The sequence below is a fragment of the Streptomyces sp. NPDC032721 genome (assembly GCF_055579625.1).
This window is the reverse complement of the sequence record NZ_JBVIMX010000011.1, coordinates 216,663-231,723: the sequence shown is the minus strand read 5'-3', so window position 1 is coordinate 231,723 and position 15,061 is coordinate 216,663. Positions and strand designations below refer to the sequence as shown.

The 15,061-nt window shown below is 67.9% G+C and carries 15 protein-coding genes; 2 read left to right on the top strand and 13 right to left on the bottom strand.

Going from position 1 to position 15,061, the window contains the following annotated elements; translation table 11 throughout:
- The first annotated feature begins 36 nt into the window (after positions 1–36).
- Complete coding sequence (locus ACZ5PB_RS24105) at positions 37–984, top strand: HEAT repeat domain-containing protein (protein WP_468693787.1); 948 nt, start codon at positions 37–39, stop codon at positions 982–984.
- An 80-nt stretch (positions 985–1,064) separates the two neighbouring features.
- Here ACZ5PB_RS24105 and ACZ5PB_RS24100 read toward each other — a convergent pair whose 3' ends face one another.
- From ACZ5PB_RS24100 to ACZ5PB_RS24040, 13 genes are all read right to left on the bottom strand, one after another.
- Positions 1,065–1,745 carry an OmpA family protein gene (locus ACZ5PB_RS24100; protein WP_468693786.1) on the bottom strand — a complete coding sequence of 227 codons (681 nt, stop codon included), beginning with the start codon at positions 1,743–1,745 and terminating at the stop codon, positions 1,065–1,067.
- A 7-nt stretch (positions 1,746–1,752) separates the two neighbouring features.
- The gene (locus ACZ5PB_RS24095; protein WP_468693785.1) at positions 1,753–2,352 is read right to left on the bottom strand and encodes a hypothetical protein; all 600 of its coding nucleotides are present in this window, start codon (positions 2,350–2,352) and stop codon (positions 1,753–1,755) included.
- Between the two features lie 32 nt (positions 2,353–2,384).
- Positions 2,385–2,990, bottom strand: a complete 606-nt coding sequence (locus ACZ5PB_RS24090; RefSeq protein ID WP_468693895.1) for a pilus assembly protein TadG-related protein — start codon at positions 2,988–2,990, stop codon at positions 2,385–2,387.
- The gene (locus ACZ5PB_RS24085) at positions 2,987–3,202 is read right to left on the bottom strand and encodes a hypothetical protein (RefSeq protein WP_468693784.1); all 216 of its coding nucleotides are present in this window, start codon (positions 3,200–3,202) and stop codon (positions 2,987–2,989) included. The genes ACZ5PB_RS24090 and ACZ5PB_RS24085 overlap by 4 nt, the downstream gene beginning before the upstream one ends.
- A gap of 221 nt (positions 3,203–3,423) precedes the next feature.
- Complete coding sequence (locus ACZ5PB_RS24080; RefSeq protein ID WP_468693783.1) at positions 3,424–4,539, bottom strand: response regulator; 1,116 nt, start codon at positions 4,537–4,539, stop codon at positions 3,424–3,426.
- A gap of 44 nt (positions 4,540–4,583) precedes the next feature.
- Positions 4,584–6,017 carry a sensor histidine kinase gene (locus tag ACZ5PB_RS24075; protein ID WP_468693782.1) on the bottom strand — a complete coding sequence of 478 codons (1,434 nt, stop codon included), beginning with the start codon at positions 6,015–6,017 and terminating at the stop codon, positions 4,584–4,586.
- 47 nt (positions 6,018–6,064) lie between these two features.
- Positions 6,065–6,976: a DUF5936 domain-containing protein gene (locus ACZ5PB_RS24070; protein ID WP_468693781.1), complete on the bottom strand. Its 912-nt coding sequence runs from the start codon at positions 6,974–6,976 to the stop codon at positions 6,065–6,067.
- A 19-nt stretch (positions 6,977–6,995) separates the two neighbouring features.
- Positions 6,996–7,931, bottom strand: a complete 936-nt coding sequence (locus ACZ5PB_RS24065) for a type II secretion system F family protein (protein ID WP_468693894.1) — start codon at positions 7,929–7,931, stop codon at positions 6,996–6,998.
- Between the two features lie 64 nt (positions 7,932–7,995).
- Positions 7,996–9,339 carry a CpaF family protein gene (locus tag ACZ5PB_RS24060; RefSeq protein ID WP_468693780.1) on the bottom strand — a complete coding sequence of 448 codons (1,344 nt, stop codon included), beginning with the start codon at positions 9,337–9,339 and terminating at the stop codon, positions 7,996–7,998.
- A 219-nt stretch (positions 9,340–9,558) separates the two neighbouring features.
- Positions 9,559–9,954, bottom strand: a complete 396-nt coding sequence (locus ACZ5PB_RS24055; RefSeq protein ID WP_468693779.1) for a TadE family protein — start codon at positions 9,952–9,954, stop codon at positions 9,559–9,561.
- Positions 9,954–11,597: an AAA family ATPase gene (locus tag ACZ5PB_RS24050; RefSeq protein WP_468693778.1), complete on the bottom strand. Its 1,644-nt coding sequence runs from the start codon at positions 11,595–11,597 to the stop codon at positions 9,954–9,956. The genes ACZ5PB_RS24055 and ACZ5PB_RS24050 overlap by 1 nt, the downstream gene beginning before the upstream one ends.
- A 28-nt stretch (positions 11,598–11,625) precedes the next feature.
- Positions 11,626–12,333: a Flp pilus assembly protein CpaB gene (gene cpaB / locus ACZ5PB_RS24045; RefSeq protein ID WP_468693777.1), complete on the bottom strand. Its 708-nt coding sequence runs from the start codon at positions 12,331–12,333 to the stop codon at positions 11,626–11,628.
- A 137-nt stretch (positions 12,334–12,470) separates the two neighbouring features.
- Positions 12,471–13,319, bottom strand: a complete 849-nt coding sequence (locus ACZ5PB_RS24040; RefSeq protein ID WP_468693893.1) for a hypothetical protein — start codon at positions 13,317–13,319, stop codon at positions 12,471–12,473.
- 469 nt (positions 13,320–13,788) lie between these two features.
- Between ACZ5PB_RS24040 and ACZ5PB_RS24035 the strand changes: the two genes are divergently transcribed.
- The gene (locus ACZ5PB_RS24035) at positions 13,789–14,931 is read left to right on the top strand and encodes a chitinase (RefSeq protein WP_468693776.1); all 1,143 of its coding nucleotides are present in this window, start codon (positions 13,789–13,791) and stop codon (positions 14,929–14,931) included.
- Positions 14,932–15,061: the final 130 nt, after the last annotated feature.

The window sequence follows — 15,061 nt, the reverse complement described above, 5'->3', positions numbered from 1 at the left end:
CAGAAAGGCCTGCTTGCGGAGGCTGCTATCGGCGGAGTGGAGCGAATTCCGCCCTCTCTGGCAGTCGACCTGCTGGCCCACCTCGAAATATCGCAGGACGAGCGGAAGGAAGCCCTTGAGGGAATTCTCCGCAACCCGTCGAGCGAGCCCCACACAAAGGCCCTGGTCGCCCATTCACTGGCCAGGCTCATGGGCTCCGCCGCCGCGCCCGACCTCCTCGATCTGATGGCGGGAGCCGCAAGGCAGAGTCCCTCGCTCGCCATCACCGCGTCGGCGGCGCTCGGCCGGGTGGGCACCCCTGAACACCTCGACGCGCTGCGCTCGTTCGCGCAGTCGGCGAGTGACGAACGGGCCCGGGAGGTCGCACTGTTCGCGGCCAACCTGGTGGCACACCGGCACGGGCTGTCCGGCCAGGTGGCAGACTTCCCCCCGGTACAGGTCCAGGCGCGGCCCGAGAGCACGGGTGCCGGGGTGTTCCGGTCCGCGGCGCCAGGTCAGTACCGCAGGCAGGAGTCCTTCGAGGCGGCACGGCGTGAGTTGCCCTGGCTGAGCGAGGACCAGGATGCCCACGAGATCCAGTGCGGACGGCAGTTGCTGACCGTACTGGCACCCCGGGGCATCGCCTCCCGGGAAGGCATCCGCCGGCTCGCCGAGACCCCGGCGGTGGCAGGTGTCATCACGGTTCGCAAGGAGTCCACGGAGGAGTCCTACGCCTCCATGCTGGTGCTGACGCATCCCACGCCGAGCGGCAGTGTCGCGATGATGATCTGCCGGTTGAAAGGCGAGCCCTATCTCGTCGGCGAGGGCACGCTCGCCCACGACGAGGCGGTGTTCGAGCTGGTCTCCGTGGAGGCTCCCGGAGTGCCCGCGATATCCGTACGGGTCAGGCTGGAGCACGACCGGGTGGAGATCACCGGTACATCCTCCGGGCAGAAGGTCGCGGGGCGTCAGCCGCAGCAGGTGGCTGGGGACGAGGGGCTGTAGGCCGCGGATAGAGATCGGGAGGGGGAAGAGCCAGGGTTGTGGGCCCTGGCTCTTCCCCCTCCCCTCCCCTCCGCCCGGGCTTAGGTACTCGGAGAGGAGTTCGCGTTGGGGGCCTCGCCGCGCGGGAAGGTGACTTCGACCCGACGGTTCTTCTTGCGGCCTTCCTCGGTGGCGTTGTCGGCGATCGGGTAGTCCTCGCTGTAGCCGCGGACCTCGAAGGTGACGTTGGCGCCAAGCGTCTTGTTCAGCTCCACCTGGACCATGTCCGCGCGCTTCTTCGAGAGCGTCTTGCCGTGCTCGTAGGAGCCGAGGTTGTCCGTGAAGCCGAAGACGCGGATCCGGGTGGCCTTGTTGGTCAGGGCCTCCTGGGCGATGGCCTTGATGCGGGAGGAAGCCTCGGGGTTGAGCTTGGCGCTGTCCTTGGGGAAGAGGACTTCGGCCTGTAGGGCGAACTTGACGTCGGAGTTGGTGTCTTCGCGGCGTTCTTCGCCGCCGAGGTCTTCAACTACGGACTTGATGTCGATTACTCGGGCGGCTGCCAGGGTGCCACCTTCGCTGATCTTGAGGCCAGGCGAATTGGGGTCAATTTTGGGCGGTTCTTGAGTGGCAGTGCTACCCGGGGGCGTACTGGGACCGCCACCCGGGGGTGGGGTGGGCTCGGCTTGTGCCTGAGTGATACTGCAGGCCAGGAACAGAGCTGTGACAGCAAGGGTTGTAGTTGCCAGGACAGCGGGGCGACTTCGGGATTGAGTCAAGAGCATCTCAGCCTCACCCCTCCGAGATTTCGATAGAAGCGGGCGGCATCTCAGCGATCTGGAAGTCGACCTTGGTTGCGGAAGCAGGAGGCGCGGGGAACTGGGCGAAGAAGATCTTTTCTTCGTTCGGCTGGAAGCCCCCGCCGAACACCGTGCAAAGGCAGCGGCCGTCAGTGTCCCGCAGAATCAAGTACTTCTTCTTGCCCGCTCGATCAACCAGAGACGCACCAGCCATAGACGCCGCGTTCTTGTCGAGTTCCTGCTCGTTGCCTCGCCAGTTTGCAGGGTTCCAGAAGCCATTCGTGTCGTTCTTCACCTTGCCCGTGACTGTCACGAAGCCACCGGCATCTCGCTTCGCCGAGTTGATGGCGAGCGTTACTCCCTTTCCGCCCTTGACCTCGGCCAACACTGTGTCCGCCGCGGGGGGTGCCTTGGTGGCGGAATCGCTGGCCTTCGAGTCAGGTTCCTTCTTAGTCGTCGGAGCTGACGAGCTTCCTGTGTTCTGCTTGCCATCCTCGCCACTACCGCATCCGACCACCGAAAGCGCCAAACCAGTCGTGATCGCCACAGCGGTCAGTGCCCTTCGGGCCTTCATGGTGTGCCGCATGCTCATCAACAGCTCATCCTTTGCTCGTCGTTCGCTCGCTACTTGACCAGGTGGACGGAGAAGAGATCCTTGGGTTCGGGCAGTAGCCCGGGCACGATCTTCTTCGGATCGATCGTCCAAATCATGCCGTCCTTGCAGTGGACGAACACCAATTTGGTCGGGTCGCTTTCCGGGCCAATGACACAGCGCGGCTCAATCACTGCGGTGGCATCGGCTTTGGCCTTCTTATCCGTCCCAGGAACAACCGACTTTCCTGAGGTATACCGCGTCTCGACCTTCACCCAGCGGGCGGCGAAACCCTTCGAGAGGGTCTTTTTGGGCCCGGCAATTACGTTCGAGTCGTTCTGGTTGGCGAGCGCCGTCGCGCCTGCCGCACCGTCGGTCACGGGGCCTTCCCCGGTCAGCCAGACCACCCACATCGCGGGATTGACGATGTCGCGAATGAAGTTGTCGGTTAGCTCGTCCCGGGACTCCTGTGCGGCTGCCAACGCAGCCGCGTCGGCAGCAGACTGGCCGCCACTGCGAGCAGCGGCGGCCTGGGCGAAGGCAAAGAGCGCGAACGCGACAAAGAGCAGGAGCCCCACCAACATGATGTAGATGGGGAACGCCTGCCCTCGATCACTGCTTGAGCATGGAGCTGTCAGCCACCGCCGCCGGTGATCTTGGTGACCGCGTTGCCGATCGCCGTCGAAATCGTGGTGTCCAGGTTCAGTCCCTTCACCGCGACCACGATCAGCGCGATGATCACCACCAGACCCGCGTACTCCACCACACTCGCGCCCTGGTCGTGGCGCTCCCGCATTTTGCGAACGACCGTGTTGCTCCACGTGTTGATCGCGATATACGCCTTCGTCATGCGGTGCTCCTCCGGGTCCAAACGCTTCCAGGTCAGTTACGCCACCCGCGTCTCCGCCCGTCTGCCGGTCGGTCCCGCTTGCGACACCTGAAACGTACGTCCGGAGGGGGGTCTGCCCAGAGGGTCCGTGGGCCCAACTTCGGGCCCAAAGGGGGAGTTGGGCCCTATGGGCCAACGATCTCCCCGGTGTGCCGACCGCGCTCTTCCTGCTCATCAGTCGCTCAGCCACGACCGATCACCCCTCCCCCGCCGTGTTCTCCGCTGCCGCTCCCTGCTGTCCTGGTCCCGATCCACATCGCGATGGCTTCGCTCCGGCTGGCACTGTGCAGCTTTGCGAAGATGCGGTTGATGTGGTTCTTGACCGTTTTCTCGCTGATGAAGCAGGTGGCGGCGATTTGCTGGTTGCTCATTCCTGCCGCAATGAGGTCCATGACCTCCACCTCCCTCGAACTCAGTCCGAATTCCTGCCTGTTGACCGTACGCTGCTGCTGCCTCGCCGGATAATGTGCCACAACAGGTTGCGACTGCGAAGCAGTTTGCCCGTATCGCTCAGAACTTGAGACAGGTGGCTCCGAATCCCGGGGCCTGCCGTCCGGTGCAGTCGCGCGGTGCCCGCCGTACGGGACGCCCGTCGCGTAGGCCGATCCCAGGCCCTCCGGCAACGGGCGTACCGCCTCGGCCTCCTGTGCGCCCGCCCTTACGTGGGCCAGCAGGGCGGTCTGCGCCGAGGTGGTGAAGTAGGCCCGGCCCGCCTTCAAGTCGCTTACCGCGCCTATCAGTTGTTCGGCGGTGAACTCGCCGTGGACCACGTAGCCGCCCGCGCCCAGGCGCAGCGCCTCCTGCACGATCTCGCTCTCGCTGCTGTACGTCAGCATCATCACCGGCGCCACCTTCACCAGGTGCGGCAGTGCCGAGATGCCGTCCACGCCCGGCATGCGTACGTCCAGGAGGACCACGTCCGGGCGGCAGCGCTCTGCGGCGGACAGGGCCTCGCGGCCGTCGGTGGCCTCCGCGACCACTTCGATGTCCTCGCGGGCGCCCAGGAGCGCGGTCAGGCCGGCGCGTACGACCGGATTGTCGTCGGCGACCACCACGCGCAGGACGGGTGGCGGGCCGAACGGGTCCTGGGACGCTTCCGGGTGGTCGGGATAGGCGGGAGAGCTCGGGAATGCCGCCGCCGGAGGGGGGACGGGTACCCCGTTGGGGGTGTGTTCCGAGCGGGGAACGTCCGTGTGCGACGAGGTGTGCTGGGAGACGTGGGTCGACGACACGGTCTGGGGGCCCGAATGGTAGCTCGGGTTCGGGGTGTAGCTGTTCTCGCGGCTTGCTTCCGGCATGGTGCGGCCTCCTCTCGGGAGGGGGTGGGGTGGGGACGCGCTGGTCAGGGTTGGGGCAGGGGTACGGGCGGGCGCATGGGCCAGGGTGCGGGTGAAGTTGCGTGAGGGGCGGGGGGCAGGGCCGCGAGCGGGAGTTCCAGGCGTACTTCCGTGCCGCCTTCGCTTCTGCCACGGCCGATCCGGATACGGGCGCCGATTCCCGCCGCCCGTTCCACCATTCCGACCAGGCCGAAGTGCCCGGCCTTGCGGAGGTCGTCGAGGCTGAGGGCTGCGGGGAGCCCCGCGCCATCATCCAGGACGCTGAGTCTCAACAACCCGTCCGATACGCCTAGTTCCACGGTGACTTGGTTTGCGTGGGCGTGCCGGTGGCTGTTCTCCATGGCCTCGGTGGCGATGGTCATCAAGGGGCGAGCCACGGCATGGGGAACCGCCGGGGCCGGGGCGTCACCCACCGGGAGGAGGATCGCGCGGACACCGGACCGCGCGGCGAAATCGCTGACTCGTGCGGTGAGTTCGTCTGTCACATCCACTCCTCCGCCCTCGTAGTCCGCCTGGCGGCGCAGGTCGGAGAGGATCTCGCGGGACTCCGCCGCCGCCTTGCGGGCCGAGCGGGCGACCACGCCCGCCTGGTGCTTGACCGTGAGCGGGTCCATGCGGTCGGCGGACTGGGCGAGGCTGTCGGCGGCGAGGGCCACGCCGTGCAGGGTCTTGGCGACCGAGTCGTGCATCTCGCGGGCCAGGCGGGCCCGCTCCTCGCCGACCGCACCGGTCACCGCGAGGCGGGCCTTGGCCTCCGAGAGTGCCTGGGTGGCCTCGCCGAAGCGGAACATAAGGTTGCGCAGGGTGACGCCGACTGCTCCGGCCGCGACGCAGAAGCCGCTGATCAGGATCGTTCCCGCCGGGCCCGATAGGCGCTCCGCCCAGGCTCCGTAAGCCGCCGCCAGGATGAGGATCTGCACCGCCGCGAAGATGCCCGCGCCCCGCCATCCATACAGCAGGCCCGCGAGCAGTGGTGTGCACACCGTCGCGTATCCGAGCGCCGAATCCGGGGACGCCGTGAGCAGCAGTACGGAACCGAAGACGAAGTCGGCGGCCATCAGCGAGCGGTACTTGATGAGCAGCGGGGCGAAGGTCTCCCAGTCGCGGAGCATGGCGTAGCTGCCCACGAAGGTGACGGTCACCGCCGCTCCCACCAGCCAGGAGCCGAACTCGCCCTGTGCGCGGCTCAGGGCGAAAGGAGCTCCGATCGCGATCATCACCAGGCGGAACGCGAAGACCTGGCGGCAGAGGGCTTGGAGGGCGTTGATCTGGATCGGGAGGCTGGGGGCGGGGACGTCGTCGGCGAAGGCGGAGGCGGGGGCGGAAGTCGCGGTGTCGGGGTGGGGCGGGGTGAGGAGTACGACTCCGTCGGGGGCCGCCCCCTTGCCCGCCCGTTCCGCCCCCGGGGGGCGGCCCCGCCGCCCAAGGGGGCTCGGCACGCGGCCCTGCCGCCCGTGGAGGCGAGAGTGGAGTTTGGGCATCAGCATCAGCCGTCGAAGAGGGAACCGAAGTCGGCACCGGAACCGAGGAACATGTTCGCCACGATCAGCAGCAGCGTGGCCGGGACCATGAAGGCGAGAGTGACCACCGTGGTCTTGGGGATGGCTTTCGCCGCCCGGCGCCGGGAGTTCTGGGCGTCGGTGCGGCGCATGTCGTTGGCTATCTGTATGAGGGTGTCGGCGATGGGGGCGCCGAGTTCCTCGCCTTGCTGGAGCGCGGTGACGAACTGCGAGACCTGCTCGGAGTCATTGCGCTTGCGGAGTTCCTCGAAGGCCAGACGGCGGCTGACGCCCATGTCCATCTGGCGTAGCGTGATGCGGAGTTCATCGGCCCACGGACCCTCGTACTTCTCCGCGACGCGATCGAGTGCCTGGCGGAAGCCGAGGCCGGCGCTGACGACGACCGCGAGGACGTCGAGGAAGTCGGGGAGGGTGCGCTCGATGGTTTCCTTGCGGGCGCGGATGGCCTGCCAGATCAGTGCGTCGGCGGCGAACCAGCCGTACGCCAGGCAGAACACGGCGAAGATGGTCAAGTCGTTGACGAAGCAGAGCAGCGCGGTGAGTCCGCCGAACATGCCGTACGCCGCGCGCCTGGCCGCATAGCGGTCCAGGGTGAGGCCCCCCGGGTTGCCCGCCATGTCGATCTTCCGGCGCTTCTTGTCGATCCGGGCCGGACCCATCGCGGACAGGACGGCGGGTGCGAACCGCATTCCGAGCCGGTCGATCGCCGAGTCCGTCTTCGACACGCGGGAGGCGCCGACCTCCAGCGCCACCGCGAGGTCGCCGGGAACCTTGGCCTCGGCCCGGTACATCTTGATGCCGTACGCGATCCCGGCGACTGCGAGGCCGACGACGAGGGCGAGCAGGAGACCGATGAGGCCGTTGTTGAGTGCTGGCATGGTGGTCCTCCCCCGCCCCTCAGACGTCGATCTTGCCGAGGCGGCGCATCGCGACGAAGCCGAGTGCGTACAGGCCGACGGATACGGCGACGACGATCTGGCCGATGGGATTCCCGGTCATCTTCTCCATGGAGCCGGGGGTCATCGAGTTGAGCATGATCATGGCGCCGAGGCCGAGGAGCGGGACCGTGTACGCGGTCGCGTTGACCTCGGAGAGCATCGTGCGGACCTCGCGCCGGGTCTCCTTGCGCTCTTCGAGGGTCTCGGTGAGGTTGCGGAGGGAGCCGACGACGGTGCCGCCCGCCTTGTTGGACAGGACGAGTGTCGTGACGAGGACGACCAGCTCACGGGAGGGGAGCCGTTCGGCGAGCTCGCCGAGTGCGTCGTCGATGGAGCGGCCGACAGCCAACTGAGCTGCTACTACACCGAGTTCCTCACCGGCGGGGGCTTCCAGCTCTTCGGCCGCCATGCCCAGTGCGGTACGGAGGGCCAGACCCGCGGCCGTCGCGTTGGCGAGGATGCGGGAGAGGTCTGGGAGCTGGTTGATGAAGGCTTCGATGCGCTTCTGGCGCTGCCAGTTGAGGAAGGTGCTGGCCGCCCAGACGGCCACCAGGGCGGCGATCGGGCCGAAGAACGGGGCCAGGACGGAAGTGGCGATCAGCCAGAGCGCGGCGGCGGACAGAACCACGTACACGAAGAACTCGCCGGGAGTCACGTCCAGCCCGGTTGCCGAGAGCTTGAGCTGGAGCTTCCTTCCCAGGGCCGTCTTGCGCAGGCGGCGGTCGATGCCGCGGAAGTGGCGTTGCCTGCCGGTCTCCGTGCCAGCCGTGAGCGCGAGGCGGTTCTCCAGGGCGGCGCGCTCGGCGCGGCCGGAGGTGTAGGTGTGGACGCCGATGGCGGCGAGTACGCAACCGAGCAGCGTCGCGCCGACCGTGAGGAGGGCGGGGTTGCTCAGCTCGGCGAAGCCGGCTGCCAGCTCTGTGGGTGCTGCTGTGGTGTGGGTGACCATGGGCGGGTACCTACTGGGCCTCTCGCACGTAGAGGGAGTCTTGAAGGGGGTCGTTCGTGACGCCGAAGGCGGGCGGGATCGGCTCGTTGGAGAGGTAGAGGCGTTCCGCGATGCGGCGGGGCAGCGGGAGGTGCTCGAACTGGCCGTGCACCAGGCGGTCCGGGGTCATCGGCTGGGCGTTGAACCGCGAGACCGTGGCGATCTGGAAGGTCTCGCGGCCGTGCGAGACGAGGATGACGATCTCGGTGATCTTGCGGGATCCGTCGGCCATGCGGCTGAGCTGGACGATCACGTCGATGGCGCTGTTGATCTGGTCCTTGAGCGCCTCGAAGGGGATTTCCACCTCGGACATGGAGCCCAGCGTCTGGAGGCGCATCAGCGCGTCCTGGGCACTGTTGGAGTGGACGGTGGCGAGGGAGCCGTCGTGGCCGGTGGACATGGCCTGGAGCATGTCGAGGGTCTCGCCGCCTCGGACCTCACCGACGATGATGCGGTCGGGGCGCATGCGGAGGGAGTTGCGGACCAGGTCGCGGATGGTGATCTGGCCCTTGCCCTCGACGTTGGGGGGCCTCGTCTCCAGACGGACTACGTGGGCCTGCTGGAGCTGGAGTTCGGCGGCGTCCTCGACGGTGATGATGCGCTCGTGGTCGGGGATGAGGCCGGAGAGGGCGTTGAGGAGGGTGGTCTTCCCGGAGCCTGTTCCGCCGGAGACGATGAGGTTGAAGCGGGCCCGGACGAAGGCGCTCAGGAGCATGAGCATTTGGTGGTCGAGGGTGCCGAGCGCGATCAGCTCGTCTAGGCGGTACGCCTTGGGGAACCGGCGGATGGTGAGAGTCGCGCCGGTGAGGGAGAGCGGCGGGATGATGACGTTGACGCGCTCTCCGGAGGGGAGGCGGGCGTCGACCATGGGGTTGGACTCGTCCACTCGGCGGTTCACCGTGGAGACGATGCGCTCGATGGTCTGCATCAGTTGCTCGTTCGAGGCGAAGCGCATGGGGAGTTGTTCTACGCGGCCGGCTCGTTCGACGAAGATCGAGTCCGGGCCGTTGACCATGATTTCGGTGATGGAGGCGTCTTCCAGGAGCGGTTCCAGGACGCCCAGGCCGAGGGCTTCGTCGACTACCCGGCGGATGAGCTGGGAGCGCTCGGAGGTGGAGAGGACCGGGCCTTCGCGGCTGATGATGTGGCCGAGGACGCGTTCGAGGCGGGCCCGGCGTTCGGCGGCGGCGAGGGACGACATCTCGGCGAGGTCGATCTCTTCCAGGAGCTTGGCCCGGTAGGTGGCTACGAGGTGGCCGTCCTCTCGGCCCCCGGAGGTCTCTTCGGGGGCGGCGATTCGTTGCCGCAGGCTCATGGGGAGGGCTCCTTGGGGTGGGGCGGTTGTACGGGGGCTTGCGGGTGGGGCGGTGGCTCTTGGCGGGGGCGGAGGTGGGGCGGGAGCGAGGGGCCGAGCGGGGCCGGGGGCCGCCCCCTTGCCCGCCCGTTCCGCCCCCGGGGGGGCGGCCCCGCCGCCCTAGGAGGCGGGGTATCGGGTGGGGCGGGGGCCGCCGCCCAAGGGGACGGGGTAACGCGGCTAGGGGGTGTCGTCGGAGGGCATGGTTACTTTGCGGGTGATGGTGCCTACGTCGAATACCGGGATCAGGGCCGGGATCGTGACCACTGCCGTGGCGGTGACCATGTCGCCGCCCGTGCAGCCGACGGTCGTGCGGCCCGCCATCCAGCCGCTCATGGCCGCCTTGCCCGCGCCCTGGCACTGGCCCCGGGTGTCCTCCTGCGATTCGACCCTCGCCGCCGCGCGTGCCGCCGAGCCCGCCTGGCTGGCGGCGTAGCCGACGATTCCCAGTTGGATTGCGGCCATGGCCACGAGGAGGAGGACCGGGAGGAAGCCCGCGAACTCCAGGGCTGCTACGCCCTTGTCGCGGTCCCGGCCACGAAGGGATTCGAGGCGTAACCGGACTGGGTTGCACATCAGTTGCCACCTTCCAGTGCTGCGCCCGCCTCGCCCTTGGAGACCCAGCCGTCGAAGTTGGGTCCGCCCGGGAAGAGGAGGGGGGTCTTGAGGGTGACCTTCGCCTTGAAGAGGTTGCCCTCGGGGTTGCAGGCGACCTCCTTGACCTCCCAGCTGCCCGGAAGCCGCTTGCGTACCGCCGCCTGGCACTCGGGGACGCCACTGCCCCCCGCCCCGTACGCCGCCGTACCCATCCGGGCGCCCTCGTCGGCCGCGTTCCCCGCCAGGGAGAAGGTGTAGCCCCACACCGCGGCCTGCCACATGATCACCATGACGACGAGGATCAACGGGAACATCCCCGCGAACTCGGCGGTCACCGCCCCCCGGTCCCCGTGCGCGCCCTTGCTCCGCTCCTTGCGGCCACGCAGCCCGATCGATCCCCGGTCGTTGCCGCGCAGTCGGCCCGCTCTGCCGCCCGTTGCCGATGGTTCCGCCGTTTTCACCAGTCCCAGCTCCCCTGCGAGTGCCCAGAGTGCTTGCTTGACGGTGCTTCTGCTGTCGAGGTCCTGGAGTCGGCCCGCGTCGGCTGCCGACTGGAGTTCCTTGTAGTGGGACGGGACCGCGCTGCGGGCGACCCTCGTGCCGGTGATCTTCTCCACCAGGGGTGGCTGGATCTCGGTGTTACGGGTGTGGCGGTTGACCACCGTGGTCGTCTCTTCCGCCTTGCGGATCTGGAGCCGGTCCCAGAGGCGGACCATGCGCTTGGCCGCCCGTACCGCCACCACGTCCGGGGTGACGACCAGCAACGCCTGGTCGGCCATCTCGATCGCGGCGGCGTTCGCGCTGTTCATCTGGGTGCCGCAGTCGACGATCACCACTTCGTAGCGGTTGCGCAGGGCGCTGACGACCTGGCGGGCCACCCGGTCGGTGACCTCCTCGCCGCGCTCGCCCTCCGCCGGGGCGAGGAGCAGGCCGAGGCCGGTGGCGTGGGTGTAGAGGGCGTCCTGGAGGACCCGTGGCGAGATGTCGGAGATCCCGGCCAGGTCGACGATCGAGCGGCGGAACTGGACGTCCAGGTACGACGCCACGTCGCCGGACTGGAGGTCGAGGTCGACGAGCGCGACGGTTCGGCCGGACGCCTTTGCCGCCAGGGCGAGTTGTACGGAGACCAGGGTGGCGCCCATGCCGCCCTTGGCGCCCGTCACGGTGACGACCGTGCCGCCGGGTCCGCTGAAGACGTCCGGGCCCGCGCCCAGGTGTCGGCGTACACCGGTGGACCAGGAGGCCGCGTTCTGCACGCGGACTGCCAACTCCTCGTAGGAGAGCGGCAGTCCGACCAGCCCCCGGGCGCCCGAGTCCATGGCGGCCGTGAAGAGGCTGGGGCTGGCGTCGGCGGAGATGAGGACCACGCCGACCGCCGGGAAGCGCAGGGCCACCTCGCGGATCAGCTCCAACGCCGGTACCGGGCCGATGCGTTCGTGGACCAGTACCACCTCTGGCAGTTCGTCCAGGGATTCCTGGGCGAGGCGCGCGAGGGTGTCCAGGAGGGCCGTCGAGTCGGTCGCCGGGTTGGCCGGCTCGGCGTCGGGGAGCTGACTGAGGAGAGTGATGATCGCGCGGGCGGCGTCCGGGTCGCCGACGGCGGGGAGGATACGAGTCGTCATACGGCCGTCCTCGACTGGGCGGGGCGCACTACTTGTCCCCGGGAAGGGTGTAGGTGCGGTCTCGGGGAGTGATGTTGGGGTCGCTGCCGTCGGCGACCCTGGCCAGGCGCACGTGCTCGGCGAACGATTCGGCGTAGGCGACTCGCTGGGCGTCCAGGGTGGTCAGGGCGAAGGTGATCGGGACCGCGTCCTTCACACTGCGGGTGCGGTCGTCCTGCTTGGGCTCCAGAGCGGTGATCTTGCCGACGTCCAGGACCCTGGCACCCGCGACGATGACGCGGGACTGGGCCTCGTCCTTCTGCTCCTTGCCCTCGAAGGTCGCGTAGATGTTGACCCGCGAACCCGGTGTGATCTTGCCCGCGACGCCGGTCGCCGCGTCGATCATGATGGCGATCTCCTGCTCACCGGCGGCCAGTTCCGGCTTCTTCACCAGCATGTCCGTCTGGAGCAGCGACCCGCCCTTCAGCTGAGTGACCGCGATCTTGCCCCGGATCTCCGAGATATCGGTGATCGCATTGTCCGAGAGCCAGCGCTTCGGCATTTCGATCTTCTCGAACTGGGCTTCGCTGAGCGTCTTGTAGGGAGCCACATCACCCTTGAGGCGATATGCCGTCACCTCGGGGCCGACCTTCGAATTCACGTCCCGGATCACCGAGAGCACACCGACGAACGCGCCGATGGCGCACAGGACCGACAGCAGCAGCAGGATGATGCCTCGGCGTTGGCGTGAGTTCATTGTGCGTGCTACCTCGATCAGGAACGTCGGAACCGGAACAGATCAACGGACTTTGAGCGTGGTGGTGCGCGTACAGGTCGTACAGGTCGTTCAGGTCGCACAGGCCATACAGGTGGTGCCGGGGAAATGCGGGAGCGTTACGTGGACCCACGGTTCAGGACACCGGCCACGTGCAATTGGTTCTCGGCCGGGGCCACCGGTGCGGAACAGAATCCGCAGCGATCTCCTATCAGCTGGATTCCGCACCAGTGGCACTGTTCGCGACGTACCGAGGAAACCAGCTGGTAAAGCACGGAAATGTCCGGCAGGAAGGCCGCGAATTCGATCATCTTCGGCGTTCCCCACCAGCCGGGCGAACCCGCCGGGAGTTCCACCTCGTCGGCTGCCTGGACCTGCCAGCCGGGGGCGAGGGTCTCGGCGACCCAGCTGGACGCCAGCTGCCCCCGGGCGAAGGTCAGGTGCGTCGCGAACTCCGGTCCCCCGAGAGTCTCTTCGCCGCCCACCTTGATCAACTGCGGTTCCGGGTTGGCCAGTACGGCGAACTGGGTGCCCGGCATCCACGACTTGGCGTGCGACTTGAGGCTGACCGGGATGCGGTCCAGTTTGGTGACGGTGTTGAGGAGCGCACCCGCGTACACGTAATGCGAGAGCAGCCGGGCCGCCGAGGCGACGACGCCCGCGCTGAAGTCGCAGATGGACAGCTGGCGGAGCTGGCGGGCCAGGACGGCGATGCCGAGCGGCGGCAGGTCCACCTTGAGCAGCGCGATGCGGTCGGTCTCCAGGACCGAGCGGACGGCATGCATCCGGCGTTCGTGGGCGGCCGGGATCGAGGCCGGATAGAGGGCGACGACGTAGCCGTGCCGTTCCAGGAGTACGTTCATGTCGGCGATCGCGGCGTCCAGCGACTGCGCGTCCGGCGGTTGCAGGACGGCCGCGGTGGGGGTCTGCCGGTCGCTCGGGCGCAGCACCAGATCGGCGCTGGTCACGGCTATCGCTGTCGGCACGTCGATGTCCCCGCTCCCCGTCGCACGCCCACTCTTGCCTGTCGCCCGCCCGTTGTCCGCTCGCACGTGGTGCACCAGCACTTTAACCACGTCATACGTGGTAGAGAACAGGATCCAGGGATCCCGTACGCCACACCAACTCACAGGTTTCGCAACGGAATTGATCTCCACACCAAGGAGGTTTCACTCCGCTTCGACACCGACGATCATGATGACGCCATGTCGCGACGGCACTACCGCTTGTGATCATGGGTTCCGCTTGAGTCTCACGGGAGGGGGTTTCACGCCATAGTTCCGCCCGAACGCGCCAGTGATCCGCTTGACATCATGAGGGCGCCGAACCAATTTGGGGGGTCCGTCCCGCACCACCCCATTTCCGTACCCACATATCCGTAGCCCCGTATCCATAGCCCCGTATCCGCACCCGCTCATCACTCCTTGGAGACAGCACGTGGTCACCTTCCGGCAGCGCACCCACTCACCCGCCCGGTCCGGGTCCCGTCCCCGGTCCCGGTTCGCGGCCGGTGTGGTGGCGGTGGGGCTGCTGGTCGGTGCGCTGGGGGCGTGTTCGGACGGCGGCGGCGGTACGGGGCCGGAGGGCGGCGGGACCCCCACCGCGAGCAGTCCCGCCGCGAGCAAGCCCGACGCACGCAAGTCCGGCGGGCCCGAGCCCACCGGACCCAAGCCCGCCGGAGCGCCCCAGGTGCCCGCGCACGCCCTCACCGGTTACTGGCAGAACTTCAAGAACGAGGCAAAGGTCCAGAAGCTGGGCGAGGTGCCGGACGCGTACGACATCGTCGCCGTCTCCTTCGCGGACGCGGTGGCCGGCAAACCCGGTGAGGTCGACTTCAAGCTGAACTCGGGGGCGCTCGGCGGCTACACCGTCGACCAGTTCAAGGCGGACATCAAGGCCAAGCACGACGCCGGGAAGATGGTGATCGTCTCGGTCGGCGGGGAGCACGGCAAGGTGGAGGTCAAGGACGCCGCGGCGGCCGAGCGGTTCGCCGCGTCCGTGCACCGGCTGATGACGGTCTACGGCTTCGACGGTGTCGACATCGACACGGAGAACAACGGATTCAGCTCCGAGTTCATGATCCAGGCACTCAAGTCGCTGCACCGGAAGGCGGGCCCGCGGCTCGTCCTGACGATGGCGCCGCAGACCGTCGACATGCAGAAGCCGACGGACGAGTACTTCAAGGTGGCGCTCGGCGTGAAGGACATCCTGACCGTCGTCAACACCCAGTTCTACAACAGCGGTTCGATGCTGGGCTGCGACGGCGAGTCGTACAAGCAGGGCACGGTCGACTTCCTCACCGCGCTCGCCTGCATCCAGCTGGAGGGGGGCCTCGACCCGTCGCAGGTGGGCCTCGGCCTCCCCACCAACAAGGACAGCAAGGACGCCGGTTACGTCGACCCGGCCGTGATCGGCAAGGCCCTCAACTGCCTGACCCGGGGCACCGAGTGCGGCGAGTTCAAGCCCAAGAAGAAGTACCCGGGGCTGCGCGGCGCGATGGCCTGGTCGACGAACTGGGACGCGGCGTACGGGAACGAGTGGTCGACGGCGGTGGGGGCGCAGGTGCGGAAGCTGCCGTAGGCGGGGCAGCGGGGGGGGGGGGGGGGGGGGGGGGGGGGGGGGGTGTTTTTTTTTTTTTTTTTTTGGGAGGGTGTGGGTTGTTGTTTTCGCCACCACACCGAAAACAACCCACACGGCCCGGAAAAGGAGT